The organism is Cedecea sp. VD22 (assembly GCF_037150195.1).
Taxonomy (GTDB): Bacteria; Pseudomonadota; Gammaproteobacteria; order Enterobacterales; family Enterobacteriaceae; genus Cedecea.
The window spans coordinates 1-16176 of record NZ_JBBCPX010000004.1; the positions used below are offsets into that span (position 1 = coordinate 1).

Annotated in this window: 22 protein-coding genes and 1 pseudogene; 11 read left to right on the plus strand and 12 right to left on the minus strand. The window is 51.2% G+C overall.

Annotated elements, in window-relative coordinates:
* The 7 genes and pseudogenes from WFK85_RS10130 to WFK85_RS10160 form a co-directional block, all read right to left on the minus strand.
* Positions 1 to 370 (minus strand): annotated as a pseudogene (locus WFK85_RS10130) (hypothetical protein); the annotation flags it as partial.
* A 54-nt stretch (positions 371 to 424) separates the two neighbouring features.
* Entirely contained in the window at positions 425 to 769 is a 345-nt protein-coding gene (locus WFK85_RS10135; protein ID WP_336709715.1) for a DUF1064 domain-containing protein, read from the minus strand.
* A 197-nt stretch (positions 770 to 966) separates the two neighbouring features.
* Entirely contained in the window at positions 967 to 1455 is a 489-nt protein-coding gene (locus tag WFK85_RS10140) for a replication protein P (RefSeq protein WP_336709717.1), read from the minus strand.
* Positions 1412 to 2347 carry a DnaT-like ssDNA-binding domain-containing protein gene (locus WFK85_RS10145; RefSeq protein WP_336709718.1) on the minus strand — a complete coding sequence of 312 codons (936 nt, stop codon included), beginning with the start codon at positions 2345 to 2347 and terminating at the stop codon, positions 1412 to 1414. The genes WFK85_RS10140 and WFK85_RS10145 overlap by 44 nt, the downstream gene beginning before the upstream one ends.
* A complete protein-coding gene (locus tag WFK85_RS10150; RefSeq protein WP_336709720.1) occupies positions 2325 to 3419 on the minus strand; it encodes a DNA cytosine methyltransferase in 1095 nt (364 codons plus the stop codon). Before WFK85_RS10150 ends, WFK85_RS10145 begins: the two co-directional genes overlap by 23 nt.
* Positions 3416 to 3610 carry a hypothetical protein gene (locus tag WFK85_RS10155; protein ID WP_336709722.1) on the minus strand — a complete coding sequence of 65 codons (195 nt, stop codon included), beginning with the start codon at positions 3608 to 3610 and terminating at the stop codon, positions 3416 to 3418. The genes WFK85_RS10150 and WFK85_RS10155 overlap by 4 nt, the downstream gene beginning before the upstream one ends.
* Positions 3611 to 3761: 151 nt before the next feature.
* Positions 3762 to 3980, minus strand: a complete 219-nt coding sequence (locus tag WFK85_RS10160) for a hypothetical protein (RefSeq protein ID WP_336709723.1) — start codon at positions 3978 to 3980, stop codon at positions 3762 to 3764.
* 154 nt (positions 3981 to 4134) lie between these two features.
* Between WFK85_RS10160 and WFK85_RS10165 the strand changes: the two genes are divergently transcribed.
* The 9 genes from WFK85_RS10165 to WFK85_RS10205 all read left to right on the plus strand — a co-directional run bounded on the left by WFK85_RS10165 (position 4135) and on the right by WFK85_RS10205 (position 8923).
* Positions 4135 to 4719, plus strand: coding sequence for a helix-turn-helix transcriptional regulator (locus WFK85_RS10165; RefSeq protein ID WP_336709724.1), 585 nt, complete (start codon positions 4135 to 4137; stop codon positions 4717 to 4719).
* A 253-nt stretch (positions 4720 to 4972) separates the two neighbouring features.
* Positions 4973 to 5125, plus strand: coding sequence for a hypothetical protein (locus tag WFK85_RS10170; protein WP_336709725.1), 153 nt, complete (start codon positions 4973 to 4975; stop codon positions 5123 to 5125).
* On the plus strand, positions 5122 to 5421 hold the full coding sequence (locus WFK85_RS10175) for a hypothetical protein (protein WP_336709726.1): 300 nt from the start codon (positions 5122 to 5124) through the stop codon (positions 5419 to 5421). The genes WFK85_RS10170 and WFK85_RS10175 overlap by 4 nt, the downstream gene beginning before the upstream one ends.
* Positions 5418 to 6239 (plus strand): PD-(D/E)XK nuclease-like domain-containing protein, encoded by an 822-nt coding sequence (locus tag WFK85_RS10180; protein WP_336709728.1) that lies wholly within the window; start codon positions 5418 to 5420, stop codon positions 6237 to 6239. The genes WFK85_RS10175 and WFK85_RS10180 overlap by 4 nt, the downstream gene beginning before the upstream one ends.
* Positions 6236 to 7186 (plus strand): RecT family recombinase, encoded by a 951-nt coding sequence (locus WFK85_RS10185; protein WP_336709744.1) that lies wholly within the window; start codon positions 6236 to 6238, stop codon positions 7184 to 7186. Before WFK85_RS10180 ends, WFK85_RS10185 begins: the two co-directional genes overlap by 4 nt.
* A 65-nt stretch (positions 7187 to 7251) precedes the next feature.
* Complete coding sequence (locus WFK85_RS10190) at positions 7252 to 7599, plus strand: hypothetical protein (protein ID WP_336709730.1); 348 nt, start codon at positions 7252 to 7254, stop codon at positions 7597 to 7599.
* Positions 7600 to 7720: 121 nt separating this feature from the next.
* A complete protein-coding gene (locus WFK85_RS10195; protein WP_442892340.1) occupies positions 7721 to 8014 on the plus strand; it encodes a PerC family transcriptional regulator in 294 nt (97 codons plus the stop codon).
* Between the two features lie 50 nt (positions 8015 to 8064).
* A complete protein-coding gene (locus WFK85_RS10200) occupies positions 8065 to 8313 on the plus strand; it encodes a hypothetical protein (RefSeq protein WP_336710402.1) in 249 nt (82 codons plus the stop codon).
* The gene (locus WFK85_RS10205) at positions 8306 to 8923 is read left to right on the plus strand and encodes an MT-A70 family methyltransferase (RefSeq protein WP_336709735.1); all 618 of its coding nucleotides are present in this window, start codon (positions 8306 to 8308) and stop codon (positions 8921 to 8923) included. The genes WFK85_RS10200 and WFK85_RS10205 overlap by 8 nt, the downstream gene beginning before the upstream one ends.
* A gap of 234 nt (positions 8924 to 9157) precedes the next feature.
* Here the strand turns inward: WFK85_RS10205 and WFK85_RS10210 are convergent, their stop codons facing one another.
* The 4 genes from WFK85_RS10210 to WFK85_RS10225 form a co-directional block, all read right to left on the minus strand.
* Positions 9158 to 10351 carry a tyrosine-type recombinase/integrase gene (locus tag WFK85_RS10210; protein WP_336709736.1) on the minus strand — a complete coding sequence of 398 codons (1194 nt, stop codon included), beginning with the start codon at positions 10349 to 10351 and terminating at the stop codon, positions 9158 to 9160.
* Between the two features lie 247 nt (positions 10352 to 10598).
* Complete coding sequence (locus tag WFK85_RS10215; RefSeq protein WP_336709737.1) at positions 10599 to 11360, minus strand: EAL domain-containing protein; 762 nt, start codon at positions 11358 to 11360, stop codon at positions 10599 to 10601.
* A gap of 26 nt (positions 11361 to 11386) precedes the next feature.
* The gene (locus WFK85_RS10220; protein WP_336709738.1) at positions 11387 to 12916 is read right to left on the minus strand and encodes a sensor domain-containing diguanylate cyclase; all 1530 of its coding nucleotides are present in this window, start codon (positions 12914 to 12916) and stop codon (positions 11387 to 11389) included.
* 179 nt (positions 12917 to 13095) lie between these two features.
* Positions 13096 to 13275, minus strand: a complete 180-nt coding sequence (locus tag WFK85_RS10225; protein ID WP_008454259.1) for a YciY family protein — start codon at positions 13273 to 13275, stop codon at positions 13096 to 13098.
* 146 nt (positions 13276 to 13421) lie between these two features.
* Between WFK85_RS10225 and cls the strand changes: the two genes are divergently transcribed.
* On the plus strand, positions 13422 to 14882 hold the full coding sequence (cls, locus tag WFK85_RS10230; RefSeq protein WP_336709740.1) for a cardiolipin synthase: 1461 nt from the start codon (positions 13422 to 13424) through the stop codon (positions 14880 to 14882).
* 37 nt (positions 14883 to 14919) lie between these two features.
* A complete protein-coding gene (locus WFK85_RS10235) occupies positions 14920 to 15249 on the plus strand; it encodes an HI1450 family dsDNA-mimic protein (protein ID WP_008454257.1) in 330 nt (109 codons plus the stop codon).
* 33 nt (positions 15250 to 15282) lie between these two features.
* Here WFK85_RS10235 and WFK85_RS10240 read toward each other — a convergent pair whose 3' ends face one another.
* Complete coding sequence (locus tag WFK85_RS10240; protein WP_008454256.1) at positions 15283 to 16128, minus strand: ion transporter; 846 nt, start codon at positions 16126 to 16128, stop codon at positions 15283 to 15285.
* Between the last annotated feature and the right edge of the window lie 48 nt (positions 16129 to 16176).

The window sequence follows — 16176 nt, forward strand, 5'->3', positions numbered from 1 at the left end:
CACGGAAAACTACTGCCTTAAGCGCTTTCGCCTGTGGACTCCCGGCCCTCAGTTGCTGATATGCGTTACCTAAGTCTGCGGCGAACGCATCGACACCCTGGGCGCGTATCTCTGCCAGCGCGGCGTCAGTGACAGGGGTTTCGATGGCGTCAAATTCTTCCATTGCCGCTTCCAGTCCAAGCTGCTGGCAGGCGACTTCATATCCACCCTGAATTCCTGTGCCAGTACCGTTTAAGTCGTTATGCATCTCGTTCAGCTTGTCGCCAAACGCTTTTAACTCCGCATTCTCCGCAGCCAGCCCTTGCACCTGCGCTGTGAGGCTTGCCACCGTGGCTTCTAACTCTTCGTAAGTTGGTTTACTGCTGTGCATAGTTACCTCTCTTTACCTTGATAACTTATTGATTTAATTGATTACTAAATCGTTTTAAAATTCTTCGACATTCCACCCACCGCCGAGCTTTTTCGGCTTTGGGGTAATGGCGATGATCCGAAACGGGTACTGGTCTGCGGCCACTTTGGTTTTCACCCTTGCGTCGTCAGTCCAGAAACCTTTTGTTTCATGCAGCTCGATCTCACCGCTGGCGAGCATCACTGCGAAATCCGGCGTGTAGAACGTATTATCAGCGAGTCGCAGCTTGATACCCTCGAATCGGTACCAGGCTATCTCTCCTGCCCGCTTACGCATTTCCAGCAACTGGCAATACGCCGCCTCGGTTTTGTTCATGGCCCCGGCCTTTAACCGGCCAAGGGCTTGTACTGACTTTTTCATAACCTACCTTATTGGTAATAATTACCTATTTGGTAATGGTTGGCAATATAAAAAATGCGCAAACAGCGATAATCACAACCACCGTTTAAACGCCCTCAGAAGCTCACAGAGCCGTTTTATATGCTACTGCATCAAAACGTACAGCCTGACACCCAATCGTTAAAACTGGTGCCGCTGGCGCAGGATTTTGCACAACCTTAATTCGTATTCGGTTTTATTTTCGGCTTGTAATAGTCCATCCAGGCAGGTCGTGGACGCTTTTTATCTTCCAATCGCATTACCGGTTTAGGCACCTGAACACCACCAGAAGTCTTCTGGCACCATTTCTCAAGTTGCTGCTTGAGATCCTTCTCAACTTCAGCTTCTGTCATTCGGTACTGGATCATCCGTTGACGCACATCAGTGCAAATCCAATACATAACAGGATGTGTCCACGGGAATAGCTCAGCGCTTTCGTACATGCCTCGCTCTTGGCAGTACCAACGGAATTCCTGGGACAATTCCTGCATGGATATACCCAGCACGTTGTGTTCTGCCGATACCGATGAAACCATCGATATGAATTCAGCAAGATCTGGTGGCCATGAGTTCCCTGCAACACAACGTGAAATACATGCATCCATCACGCCAGACAGCTGCTGCTCACTCAGACCGCCAATCGCCGCTTTCCAGGTCAATGACGGCATTGTCCCGTTCTTTGCCACCCATCGATCCGAATACATCTCCCCCATCATTTCCCACAGGTGGTACGCCTTCTCGCTCGCGCTCAGCAGCGATTGCTGCGCGTATTCTCTCGACTGCCCTTCCCCCGGTAGCGCCGGCTTGTTGAATTCGTACATCATTGCCTCCTGTTTTTGATTCGATAGCTCTGCGTTTCAGCGCCTGGGAAAATTTCTGTTGCCACTGAACGTGGTGGAATGCCTTACCCTCTGCCTCCCAGTACGTGACGAACTCCGCCAGCGCCGTTTCTGGTGGTGGCTCTGTCATCACACATCCCCATTGCGCGGCTTGCAGCAAAAAGTCATCGTCCGGGCGCCAGCCCTGGTACATCGTGAACTTTCCGGTGATGCCGGATCCGCCCGGTGAAGGTGGCCGGTTGTCGATTATCGAGTTAGCCGCGGCAGGTCTAGGCGAAACGCTTTCGCGCGTACCCGCGCTAGAGAGGGGTTTATCCTTTCCTTTCCCTGATCCCTGATCCTTTCCAGGTAGTACTGGTGCGGTATCAGTACCGTACTCATACGGTATTAGGTGTAATGATTTGATTTTGCTGTCTTTTGGCTTGTTAATTACCTGATGCTTGGCGAAATTATTTATCAGCCCAAAATGCTTGCCATCCTGGGTGGAAAACATGCTCAAATACCCATGGTTGGACAGCTCCCGTATTAGTACGGTAATAGGACTGCACGTCTCCCGTATCGGGAATACTGCGGCTTTAATCAGTTTTGGATTGGCGTTGAAATAGCCTTCATCATCGGCATAGTTGAGCAGCCCGATTGCAAGTAGGCAGGCTGCTTCCGACACCTCGGCCATATCCTCATCAGTCCAGAACTCAGGTTTAATTGTGCGGATACGGGCCACTGACCACCTCCATATAAGCACTGATGAATGCAGCGGCAGCTTCGGCATTTATAGCGTTGCCATAACCCTTAAGTCGGCCTGTGCGGTTGCGGCCTGCCATTGCTCGTAATGAGGACTTGCTATGTCCCAGGCTTTTGGCAAACCTTGCAACCAGCGGGAATGTGCCGGATTCAACTGGACGCCATTGGCCATCTCGACATAAGAGCCAGTCCGCATCTCGCCAAAAACCGTTAACCTCAAGGGGCCTGCTGTGTACGCCTGCCGCGGTAACTGATCCAGTCGCTCTTTCCCATCCCGCTGGGCTACCATCCCTGATGTGTCTTTCCAGTCGCGTGATGTTGGAGTTACCCAGGCCGCAAATAGAGGCGCTGCCTGCCCCAGGGTTAACCCAAATCCATTCCCGTTCCCATGCACTTTCTTGCACCTCTCCCTTCTTGCTATTAGCGCCTGCAGGTCCCTGGGCTCGAACTCGTTCGCTGCTGGTGTGGGCCATCCCGTCAATCGCGCCGCTCCGGAGACATGCTGTAACCCCCGCTTCGTTTCCGGCTGCGGATTCGTATTTGCTACTGGCGTTGGCCACCCAGTAAGCTCGCTCTCTGATGTGCGGCGCACCGATGCTCGCTGACGTAAACGGCGTAAGCCCGAAGGCGTAACCCACTCCTTCCAGGTCTGCTTGTACAAGGTCGAACCATTCATTTGCGTTACCAGCTGCAACCTGTTCGCCAAAGACGTGCTGAGGTCGGCACTCGCTGATAAGGTGGTTGAAGGCTGGCCATAAGTGCCGCTCGTCAGCAAATCCAGCGCCCTTACCTGCCGCGCTGAAAGGCTGGCACGGGCAACTTCCTGTCCAGACCGGCTTGTTATCCGGCCATCCGGCCAGACGCAGAGAATGTGACCAGACGCCAATTCCGGCAAAGAAATGGCACTGGGTAAATCCTCGCAAATCGTTTGGTGTAACATCTTCAATGCTCCTTTCATCGACTTCGCCAGGGGCGATATGACCGCCGGCGATCAGGTTCCGCAGCCACTGCGCGGCGAACGGGTCTATCTCGTTGTAGTAAGCGCTGCTCATGCCGCCCCCTGAGCTGCCTTCATCGTCTGGATGAGTTCATTACGGTGGCGGTACACACGTGCAACGGTGCATTCAACACAGCCGCCGTTCGCCACCCACCGCTCGCTGTCATGGCCGTACTTGCACACCTTTCCGGTATAGAACTTGTTGAGGCCGAGCTTTGCTGCCTCGACTCGAGTAATAATTTTCAAGCCTCACCCCTTGGTTTTGTGTTTTTGTTACAGCTTATTTTGCACTACAGCACGCAAAGATCAACCTTAAACGGATTTTAATTACCATTTTCTGGCGAGCATAAAAAAGGCCGCTCAGTGGCGGCCCGTTTGCGGAGGTGTAGCGCGGGGATCAGGAGTAGAAGAAATCAACCAACTCAGATTTAGAGGCAACAGCCTGGCGGGATTTACATGCCTTAAAAAGCCCTTCCATCAACTTCTTAGCTGGAACCCTGCGCTTGCCGGTGAGGTGCGTCTGAATGTAGTGGCTGGTTGTCCCGGCGTCGCTGGCGAAAGCCTCGCGCTCGTCTTTGTTCATGTCCAGCCAAAATTTTTTAAAATTAAATGGCATATTTTTTGGTTCCCGATAGCTATTTCTATCCACAAATAATTACCGCAAAGGTAGATAAAAGCAACAACTATTACCAATTTGGTGTCTTTACCTTTTCGGTAATAACGCTTTAAATTTAGGTAATTATCCATTCCTTTAAGGGTTTTACGGCACAATGAAAAGTATCTCTGACATCAGACGAGAGAACCTTATCGAGGTTATTCGTCGGTATTTTGACGATAACCAGACGCGCCTGGCGGAAAGAATGGGCGTCCAGCAGAGCGTGATAAGTCGCTGGGTAAAGGGTCATCGTAATGTCGGTAATTCATCAGCCCGTAAAATTGAGGAAGTTTCCGGTCGTACCAAATACTGGCTGGATACCGACCACATTCTTTCCCTGAGCGAGATCCGGGAACCACAGGAATATGAGGCCAGAAGCTACATAGGGGAAGTTGCAGCAGAGAACCTGCGCCGCTGGATGCTCGGTGACTCCGTTCTCAACTCGCAGCAGCGCGTTGGGGAGAAAGCTGGCATCGCCCAGGCTACGGTGCAACGCATGCTGAGCAAAGAAGCCAGTACGACGATCGGCACTCTGGCAGCTATCGCTGACGCATTTGGCCGCCAGGCTTACGAACTGCTTGTTCCGAAAGAGCACCCTGGTTTCATCAAGTATGACCACGCACGCTTCGCCGCTCTGCCTGAGGCAGACAAAGAGAAGATACGCGCATTCATCGAATTCATCTTGCAGCAAAACAAGTAACCAACTGATTTAAATAACCAATACACTATCACCCTGCCGCCACTCTCAATCCGCCGGCCCTCATAAAAGTACCTTTTTGGTAATTTTATCTCTCAATGACTATTGACTAAAAATCTAATACGGATAATTATTACCACATTGGTAAACGCCATGCCGCACACAGCAGCCATTGGCCGACACCAAAACCAGCCGCATTGCGGCTTTTTAATCAAACCAACAAGTACCATTTTGGTGTTTATTGTGAGGTGAAGCCATGAAGTGGCAGCTGGTAGACGGCATGTACCGAGTCACCATTTCCGGCCTGATGAGCTGGAAGTTTCATAGCCTGCATGACGGTATCGAGTGGGCATTCATAACCAAAGAGGCCCGCGACGTGGCCGATGAGATGGACGGGGCAGCAACATGAATATCAAACAGGTAGCGAATCTTAAAAAAATTATGCGGCAGTTTGATGCTGACTATCGACTGTCTGAGCAGGTTCTTTCCCGTCACGACGAACTGGATAACGCGATCCCGCTGCGAAAGGTTTTACCTCTTTTCGCAGCGCTTGAATCCCTCGGCATTCGTCATGAAGTGATTGAAGCCGCGATGGATGACATGGAGTTTCAGGAAACGGCAGCAGCAATGATCCGTGAATTAACCGGCATTGTTGCCCGCTACGACGTCGCAGACCAGATCGATAGCGCGAGGCATGCAGCATGAAACCAGGAATTTATCACGACATCAGCAATGAGGATTACCACGCCGGGAACGGCGTGAGTAAGTCGCAACTGGATATGGTGGCCATGAGCCCGGCCCTGCTTAAGTGGCAGAAATCAGCACCGGTTGATACCGAAAAACTGAAAGCCCTCGATATGGGTAGTGCCCTGCACTGCATCCTGCTGGAGCCTGAGGAATTCGATAAGCGCTTCATCGTGGCGCCGCAGTTTAATCGCCGCACAAACCAGGGGAAAGAAGACGAAGCAGCATTCCTGCGCGATGTGGAAGGCATGGGTATGACGGTTATGGATGCTGAACAAGGCCGGAAACTTCAGCTTATGCGCGACAGCGCAATGGCACACCCGGCGGCGCGATGGCTACTGGAGGCAGAAGGCCACGCCGAATCCTCTTTCTACTGGAATGACGAAGAAACTGGAGAGCTTTGCCGCACTCGCCCTGATCGATACCTGAAAAAACATCCGGTAATCCTGGACGTGAAAAAAGTCGCCGATATGGATCGCTTTGCGCGACACGTTGAAGATTTTCGCTATCACGTTCAGGACGCCATGTACCGGGAAGGCTTTAAGCAAGTCACTGGTGAAGCTCCTGGTTTTTTCTTCCTGTCAGTTAGCGAAACCATCGACTGCGGCCGCTATCCCGTTCGTGTATTTGAGCTTGATGCCGACGACGTAAACACAGGGCATGCACTCTTCCGCCGTGACCTTAGCACATACCACCAGTGCCGTATCAGTGATGACTGGGGCGGCGTGGAAACCATTAAACGCCCGGAATGGGCACGCAAACAGGATCAATATCTATGAGAAATGACATCACAATCACCTCTCAACCTGGCGCAACTGTCGGCACCGCAGCGGCAATTTTCAGCCCGGAAGGCATGAACCAGCTGGTCCGTTTTGCAACTCTGATGGCTGACAGCAGAGTCACCGTTCCTGCTCATCTTGCAGGAAAGCCAGCTGATTGCCTGGCCGTTGCTATGCAGGCTACGCAGTGGGGAATGAACCCTTTCGCTGTGGCCCAGAAAACACACGTTATCAACGGCGCCTTGGGCTATGAGGCTCAGTTGGTTAATGCTGCCATTACCGCCATGGCGCCGACTAAAGACCGCGTTCATTTTGAATGGTTTGGGCCATGGGAAAATGTGATCGGCAAGTTCAAGGAAAAAACTTCCGACAAGGGGAAAAAATACCTTTCTCCTGACTGGACACTCAATGACGAAAAGGGATGCGGCGTAAAGGTTTGGGCCACTTTGAAAGGAGAAGGCGAGCCTCGAGTGCTTGAACTTCTGTTAACACAGGCACAGGTTCGTAACTCAACGCTGTGGGGTAGCGATCCAAAGCAACAGCTTGCTTACCTTGGCGTTAAGCGCTGGGCGCGACTTTACTGCCCTGACGTAATTCTTGGCGTTTACACCCCTGATGAGCTGCAGGAATCACAGCCGCGTGTAGAACGCGATGTTACCCCACCAGCTAACACTGCCGCAGGAATGAATTCGCTGATTAATGCTAAACCTGAGAAACAAGAAGACAAGCCACCAGCTCGATCACAGGAAGACATTCTTGCCAGCTTTACAGATGCGGCTGGCAACGCGGAAAGCGTTGAGACGCTGGATCTCATCTTTAACGGTGGCACCTGGCCAGACGGTAAAAAGCGCCCCGGGGCCTGTGATGCGCTAACCGATAAATGGCTGGAAATGGCCACCGACGTCTACAGCATCCGCCGCGACGAATTAAACGAAGTCCCTATGTAATCACCTGCGCGGCGCTGCGGCGCCGCAGTGAAATAAGAACGAGAGAGGTAATCATGAAAGGAGCCATGAGCGTTAGCACACCGGAGCAGGCAGAGGCTTTGCCAAGCCAGTTTTACGGTATTTCAGACATTAGGCGCGAAAACCTTCTTGAAGTGATCCGCCGTTACTTTGACGACAACCAAACCAGGCTGGCCGAAACCATGAATGTTCAGGCAAGTGTGATCAGCCGCTGGGTAAAAGGAAACAGAACGGTCGGAAACACATCTGCGCGACGTGTCGAGCAAGCAGCTGGCAAGCCAAAATACTGGCTTGATATGAAGCACGCGGCCAGAAAAGAAATCAAAGTGTCGGACTGCAAGTTATCTGGGGATAAGCGCCGGTTCCGTCCAACTCCTGCAGGTATGGCGGCATGATAGCCGCCATCAGGAACAGATTAAGTAAATGCGCCGGGTGGATAATATTCCTCGGCGCGGTGGCCGCCTGGCTGGCTCTGCTGGCTGCGGTACTGACAACAGAAGGTTGGCTGAAATGACAATGAGCCTGAAAACCAAGCTTGAGAAGTATCACGAAAACTACGTTTCCCGCAGGCAGTCGGCGATTGTGGCCACATCGCCAGAAGCACTGAAACTTGAGGCCAGGGCGAGAGAGTTGGAAATCAGCGGTAAGTTCCGCCTGGCAGCCCGCCAGTGGCTGGCGGTATTCGATGCGGCTCTGGGTGATGTAGAACGCGCCCGCATCGCAATGCGCCGGGATCAGTGCATCACGCTGAGCAATACGCGCCGATTCGCAGAGGCTGGCTACGAGATGGCCGGGAGGTTTATCGGGTGAGCAGATCGGATGAGTCAAGGAAGCAATTTGAAACCGAGTGGGTTCTGACAATGACCAGAGATGTAGGAAGGCATGACCTTGAAGGAATCAAAAGAATTTGCTGGCATTTCTGGAAGGCCAGCAGAGCAGAGCTCGTTGTTGAGCTTCCCCCCATCAGCGATATAGAGACCGACTATTCCGATCAGGGATACAACATCTGTCACCTCAGCGTTCAGGAAAAGCTGAAAGAGCAGGGCCTGAAATTCCATATTCAAGGTGACATCATCTGGGCTGAAGAGAATGGTGATATCAATGGGTAAATACTCTCTTATCTATGCCGATCCTCCTTGGTCTTACCGCGACAAAGCTGCCGACGGCGACCGCGGCGCCGGGTTCAAATACCCGGTGATGAGCGTGCAAGATATCTGCCGCTTACCTGTGTGGGAACTGGCTGCCGATAACTGCCTGCTGGCTATGTGGTGGGTGCCGACTCAGCCCGCCGAGGCGCTGAAAGTGGTTGATGCCTGGGGCTTCAAGTTTATGACGATGAAGGGGTTCACCTGGAATAAATGCGGGAAGCGACAGGCTGACAAGTTGGTGTTAGGAATGGGCCACATGACGCGGGCCAACAGTGAAGATTGCCTGTTCGCCTACAAGGGAAATTTGCCACAGCGCATGAACGCCGGGATCGTACAGTCATTCACTGCACCGCGCCTGGAGCACTCGCGAAAACCAGACCATGTGCGGGAAAAACTTGTGCAATTGCTGGGCGATGTTCCACGTATTGAACTATTCGCCCGTCAGTCTTCTCACGGTTTCGACGTATGGGGTAACGAGAGCGAAATACAATCGGTGAAAATGCTGCCTGGCCGCGTCCTTGATTTAAAAATGCTGACAACAGCCTTTGGCAATGCGCCTGAGAGTTACTGATTTTCGTCCATCCATCAATCAATCAATAGGTAATTCTATGGACAAAAAAATACTTGTTACGCGAGATCTGACTGAACACTACCACATCTCGCGTAAGACGCTGTGGAAGTGGCAGAGCCACGAAACAATGCCCAAGGGGTTCGCCAGGCCGTTCCCCTCCCCTGACTTCCCGGGCAACCCCAACCGCTGGAAACTATCTTCCGTGAAGGAGTGGGAGGACAGAAGCAGGGAGCATTAGACCATTGGCTCACCAAACACCGATTCAAGATGTTTGTCCCATATATCAATCCAGTGCCTCTGGTCGTCCAGATAGTCGTGAAGGTTATAGTGAGCCATAACCCCGACCATCTGGTGACCGAGGATTTTTTCTACAACATGCGGCGGGCAGCCAAGCCCTGATAGAGTGGTTGCTAGCGTCCGGCGGAAATCATGCAGTGACCAGTCATCCATCTTTGCGCCATCTCTCGCAGTGCGCGCAAAATTCGCCGCTACAGCGGCCTGAATTGGTTCGTCACCAGCCTTGCCTTTTATCTTTTTTGGTGATGTCAAAACGTGCTGAGTATTCACCCTGGCACTGTGCGCCTGGAGCAGGCGAACTGCAGCTGCGGGAAGCGCCCTTCTGACAGCCTTCCGGGTTTTGTAATATTTTTCCGGTATGGTCCAGGTCATTTCTTCAAAGTTAAACCAGCTCCATTTTGCCTGACGTATTTCCGCAGTCCGGCATCCGGTAAGCATAACAAATTTTATGAGCAGCCTCGCTTCTGGCGTTTGCCTGAATTTAAGCCATTCGTGGATAGCCTTTAATTCATCGCTGCTCAGGACTCGATCCTTTCGCTTTGGTTTGCTTCCCACATCAGACGGCAGCACCCCTTCCAGCGGGTTTGATTTTATCGCATCTCTGTTAAGGCAGAACCTGAATGCCCTTTTGCATAACGAAACCATGTAGTGAGACATAACGCGGCTATCGATGGAATCAAAAACACTAACCCAGTGCTTGCGGGTTGTGCTGTCTATTTTCACATCGCCAAGTTCCGGCGCCACATGTTTGTTAAATACCTGCAGATAATATTCGGTTTTAGCAAGGCCGTTAGGGATGCAGTATCTTTCGATCCAGTACATGAAAGCTTCTGTGGTTGTCAGGGATTCGACCAACTCAACTCTTTCCAGCTTTATGCGTTCTCTGGGATCAAAACCATCTACCAGCCAGGCACGAAATTGTTGCCTTCTCTCACGGGCCTGGGCGATACTCATAGCCGGGTATTCTCCGACGTTGAGCTTCACAGCTTTATTATCCCAACGGTACCGATAGAAGAAAGTGACTTTCCCCGCCTGGCTTATTCTTGCATTCAGTCCATGAGTATCGGCGATCACCTCTATTTCATCGCGGCGTTTACCGAGGGCCTTTTTTAGTTTTGTATCTGTGAGCATGAGCTGAGTACACATTTTTTGTTTTGGTACACAAAAGTGTACACAAAGTACAATCCTCAAAGATACCCAAAAGGTAACAATTCGAATCAGATTGTCTCTGTTAATGGCTGAGTAGCCTTACTGGTCAGGCGCGAAAGGTAACGGTAGGTTTCAGAGAGAAATTCATCGAAACGGCACAATTAACCATACAAGAAAGTATTCTGATTTGCCTTCAGACGAGCCTGCAGGCTGCAGGCTCATTAGCGTGTTACTCTGTCAGCTGTAAATGCTTCTGGCGAAAACTGTCCTGATTCAGGGGCCGTGAGAAAAGATAACCTTGCGCCAGCCTGACATTGCTATTGAACAGCACTTGCATCTGCGAAAAGGTTTCTACCCCTTCCGCAATAACATCCACCTCTTTCTCCTGAGCACGGCGGATAATATTGAGCGTTTCTTCGCCGGATGTGGCCCTGAAGCAGGCACGGTCTAGCTTTATGAAGTCTGTTTCTAGCTGAGCCAGTCGGCTTTGAAGCTGTTCAACGCTGTGAATATCATCCCACGCAAGTAAAAAACCGGCGTCACGAAGGCGAGTGGCGTTTTCGCGCCCGGTATCATCTAGCAGAATGTTGTTGTCGGTTATCTCAAAGACAATGCGTTGCACTGGCACAGGGCGCTGAGCCACCAGCTCGACTATCCGATCGGCAAAACCAGCATCATTCAATTGAACTGGCGAAAGATTGAGGTGCAATAAATAACTCCCGTTATGCGGCACGATGACGTCCGTCATATAGCTAAATGCCGAGGAGATAACATGTTCGCCCAGCGACACAATCCCTCCGTTTTCTTCCAGTCGATTAATAAACACGTCTGGGGAGACGAGTGCCCGCCGATGCACGCCTCTAATGAGCATCTCGGCGCCGACACAGGTAAAACCTGATGTGTCGAAAATCGGCTGCAGTAACGACTCAAAAGCCATGCCGAAGTTATTCTTCATCACCCGATTAACGATGAACTCAACGCTTTTCTCCATGTAACTACTCCTTTTGGCAGGCTTCCTTAGCTGGTCGAGATCACGACTTTATTTTTTCCGCTGGATTTCGCCTTGTAGAGCAACCTGTCGGCTTTCTCAATCAGCGCTTCATAATCCTCACCTCGCCATGGGCAAACACCGCCGCTAAAGGTGACGACTAATCCTTGTTCACGCCAGAGTTTACTTTCGACCGCTTTACGCCAGCCTTCCATAATTTCCATAGCTTTAACCTGATTGTCGGAAAAATAAATAAAGGCAATTTCCTCTCCACCGTAGCGATAAAGCTTGGCGCGATCGTCCAGTAAACCCATGCCCATATCGGCAATGACCTTTAGCACCGTGTCACCGACCAGATGCCCGTAGTGATCGTTTATTTTTTTAAAGTTATCAATATCAATGATGCCAAGACTAAAAGGTGCTTCCCGGGCTAATATGTAATTAATGTCATTATCAAAGCTACGGCGATTAAGCAACCCTGTTAGACCATCCGTTAGCGAAGCATTTTTTGCACTTTTTATTTGCTGACTGCTTGCGTTTATTTCATTCATAATTTGTTTATCGACGCCGCCTTTCATATCCAGACGGCCAAAACGCATCATCGAAATAATATCAATCACCATCGACTTTATCGATTGATGCATAAAGAACCATAATAATAGATAAATTGTCAGGCAAAAAACAAATCCGCCCAAAATGATCCAGATATAATATAAAACGGCATCATCAATGATTCTGTCTTTTACAGCATAAACAACAAACCAGTCCGGGTTTGAAAAGGAGTAGTAGTAATACTGCCTGTGACTTGCTTTATCGTGAAATGACCCCAGGCCATTTGTCATACATTGCACCACCGCCGGCGAGACAACCTCCGTGCCGATAGCATCGCTGTCTGCATCAAGCACCGCTCTTCCCTGACGGTCAACAATCGAGAAGTGCCCTGGATTCGGACTCTCCAACTGTCGTAGCGGATAGCTCATATTGATCAAATTCAGATCCATGGCGAACATCCCGTACCGCTCGCCTTTATCGTCGTGCAGCAGTTTGGCAATGGTCACTACCGGTGATTTATCAACTGCATTAGCATAAATATTCGAATAGTTCACAAAAGAACTTTTTACGCTGAGGCTTTCGTACCAGTTTCGTCCTGACAGGTCCAGGCGATTATCAACATAGGAATTTGGTATGCTATTATACTTTCCATCACGTGTGGCAATGATATAACCTGAAATAGCTGGCAACACCGCAATAGATGTTGTGAGCTGTTTCTCCAAAACTTCATTTTCAGCATTAACCAGAGCATCAACGTTTTTATTATTTAATAGGGTAGCGCTTTGCCACAATGCATTCTCTAAAGTTTTCAGCTGCTGCTCGATATAGAACATCGCAATATTATGAACAAAACCTTCGCTTTCATCATCCAACGTGTTTTTTTGATGATTATAGTTTATCCAGGCCAGCACCGAGCTAAACATCACCAGCACGGCAAGAATAATGACAAACAGAAAATTTATTCTCCTGGTATAAGAAAAATCCTTTTTAATTAAATCGCTAATCACTTATTGCGGCACCCTGTCAAGGTAAGAAAATTCCGTGAATTATGCCGTCTATTTTAATTAAAATGATGATCGCGATCATTTTAAAAACAAACTTCCGCCCTTTGGAAATATAAATTCAGGGTAAAGGGAAGGTTTATTTCCTAATGGATTTAATGGGCACCGCACGCGGTGCCCGGATCTTATGCCCAGCGATCGTGGATGGCAAACAGCAATGAATTACGCTGCTGGTTAACCAGGCACTTACGAATAGCATGAATGCGCATATTGCGCCGTGACTGGCTTTCCAGCCAACGCGCCCTGCGCTTCTGCGTTTGACGCTGCATACGCCAACGCCCAACTTCCGTTCTGCTACGTCTCATGTCTACGACTCAATTTCCTAAAAAAGACGCGCCATTATAGAACCTTCTGCCGGGCAAACCATCCGTTTTGCGTATACTTTTAGTGTTAAGCAGTGAAAGTTCTGCGTACACTCTCAACTCTTCGGTTTCAAAAGGATTTTTAAGGCATGACAACCTTCTATACCGTGGTGAGCTGGCTGGTCATTCTCGGCTACTGGCTGCTTATCGCCGGCGTTACGCTGCGTATATTGATGAAACGCCGCGCCGTCCCTTCGGCAATGGCCTGGCTATTGATCATCTATATTCTGCCGCTGGTCGGGATTATTGCCTATCTCTCCGTGGGAGAACTGCATCTCGGTAAACGCCGGGCAGAGCGCGCGCGCGCCATGTGGCCTTCTACCGCTAAGTGGCTTAAAGAGCTGAAAAACTGTAAGCATATTTTTGCCTCAGAAACCAGCGAGGTCGCCAGCTCGCTGTTCCAGCTTTGCGAGCGCCGCCAGGGGATTGCCGGCGTGAAGGGCAATCAGCTCCAGCTGCTAACCAGTTCGGATGACACCATGCAGGCGCTGATCCGCGATATCCAACTGGCACGCCATAACATCGAGATGGTGTTTTATATCTGGCAACCCGGCGGCATGGCCGACCAGGTGGCAGAATCATTGATGGCGGCAGCGCGACGCGGCATTCATTGCCGTTTGATGCTCGACTCCGCGGGTAGCGTCGCCTTCTTCCGCAGCCCGTGGGCCAATATGATGCGTAACGCGGGCATCGAAGTAGTCGAAGCGCTGAAGGTTAACCTGATGCGTGTTTTCCTGCGTCGAATGGACCTGCGCCAGCACCGTAAGATGGTGATGATCGATAACTATATTGCCTTTACCGGTAGCATGAACATGGTTGACCCCCGTTTCTTCAAGCAGGATGCGAATGTGGGTCAGTGGGTCGATTTGATGGCGCGTATGGAAGGCCCGGTCGCCACCGCAATGGGCATCGTATACTCCTGCGACTGGGAGATAGAGACCGGGAAACGTATTCTTCCGCCGCCGCCGGATGAGAATATCATGCCGTTCGAAGAGGCCAGCGGCCACACCATTCATACTATCGCTTCAGGGCCAGGGTTCCCGGAAGATCTGATTCATCAGGCGTTGCTGACCTCCGTTTATGCCGCACGTGAATACCTGATCATGACGACCCCCTACTTCGTACCGAGCGATGATTTGCTCCACGCCATTTGCACGGCAGCGCAGCGCGGCGTGGACGTGAGTATCATCGTGCCGCGTAAAAACGATTCTTTACTGGTGGGCTGGGCAAGCCGCGCGTTCTTCACTGAACTGCTTGCCGCTGGTGTGAAAATTTACCAGTTTGAAGGCGGGCTGCTGCACACCAAAAGCGTGCTGGTCGATGGGCAACTCAGCCTGGTCGGCACGGTTAACCTGGACATGCGCAGCCTGTGGCTGAATTTTGAGATTACGCTGGTCATCGATGATGAAGGTTTTGCCGGTGATTTAGCTGCGGTGCAGGACGACTATATCTCCCGCTCGCGGCTGCTGGACGCGCATTTATGGTTAAAACGCCCGCTCTGGCAGCGAATGACCGAGCGACTGTTTTACTTCTTTAGTCCGTTGCTGTAAAACGTGGCGCATCAGCACTCGATAAGTGGATGTAGAGATGGAAATGGATCTGAATAACCGCCTGACCGAAGACGAGACTTTAGAACAGGCGTACGATATTTTTCTCGAGCTGGCGGGCGATAATCTCGATCCTGCTGACATTATTCTTTTCAATCTGCAGTTCGAGGAGCGCGGCGGTGCGGAGCTGTTTGACCCGGCCGAAGACTGGCAGGAGCACGTCGATTTCGACCTGAACCCTGACTTCTTTGCAGAAGTCGTTATCGGGCTGGCGGATACCGACGGCGGCGAGCTGAACGATATCTTCGCTCGCGTCCTGCTGTGCCGCGAGAAAGACCACAAGCTGTGCCACATCCTGTGGCGTGAGTAATCCTCCCTGTGCGGCCCTCAGGCCGCGCTGTAACTACTTCTCATTGGGCGGGAGATGCTCCCCGCAGGTTTTGCAGTAATGCGCGTTGCTGGCATGATCCTGCTGATGACAGCGCGTACATTCCCTTACTGACCGCCTTCTTTGCATATCCTGCGACATTTGCGCCGTTAAAATCCCGGTGGGGATGGCTATCACCGAATAACCAATCAGGATCAGCAGCGAGGCCACGAAACGCCCCAGCGCAGTATGCGGCACAATGTCGCCATAGCCGACAGTGGTGACCGTTACAACCGCCCAGTAAACCGCTACGCCAAGGCTGGTAAAGCCGTTGGCCTTCCCTTCTATGCCGTACATCAGCGCTCCCGCCGCGACCATTACGATGGCAATAAACGAATAGAACAGGATCAGCTGATTGCTGGCGTTAATCAGGCTGCGCCACAGACTTTTGAGCGCGGGCATGTAGCGCAGAAGTTTGAGGATACGCAGCACGCGAATGGCGCGCATTGCCCGCCAGGCAAAATAGTAGTGAATAGCAAACTCAGGCCAAAGCCACAGGACATACAGCGGCAGCATGGTCGCCAGGTCAATAATGCCCCAGAAGCTAAACACGTAGCGGATGGGCTGCGGCCACGTTAGCACTCGCAGCAGATATTCACAGGTGAACAGCAGCGTGAAGATGATTTCCAGCCAGATAAACAGCTGCCATTCGCCGTAGGTTAGCCGGGGATCGCTCCCGACGCTGGATTCGGTAAAAACAACGGCCACGCTGAGCAGCGCCAGCAGGCCGCAAAACGCCTCGAACCGGCGCCCTGAGCGGGTATTTTGATCGAACAGAAAGCGGTAAAGCAGCGCACGAAGTGATGAAATGTTGCCTGGCACGGTGATCCTCGCAAAAAGAAAGGGCCAGCGCGGTGCTGGCCCCAGGCG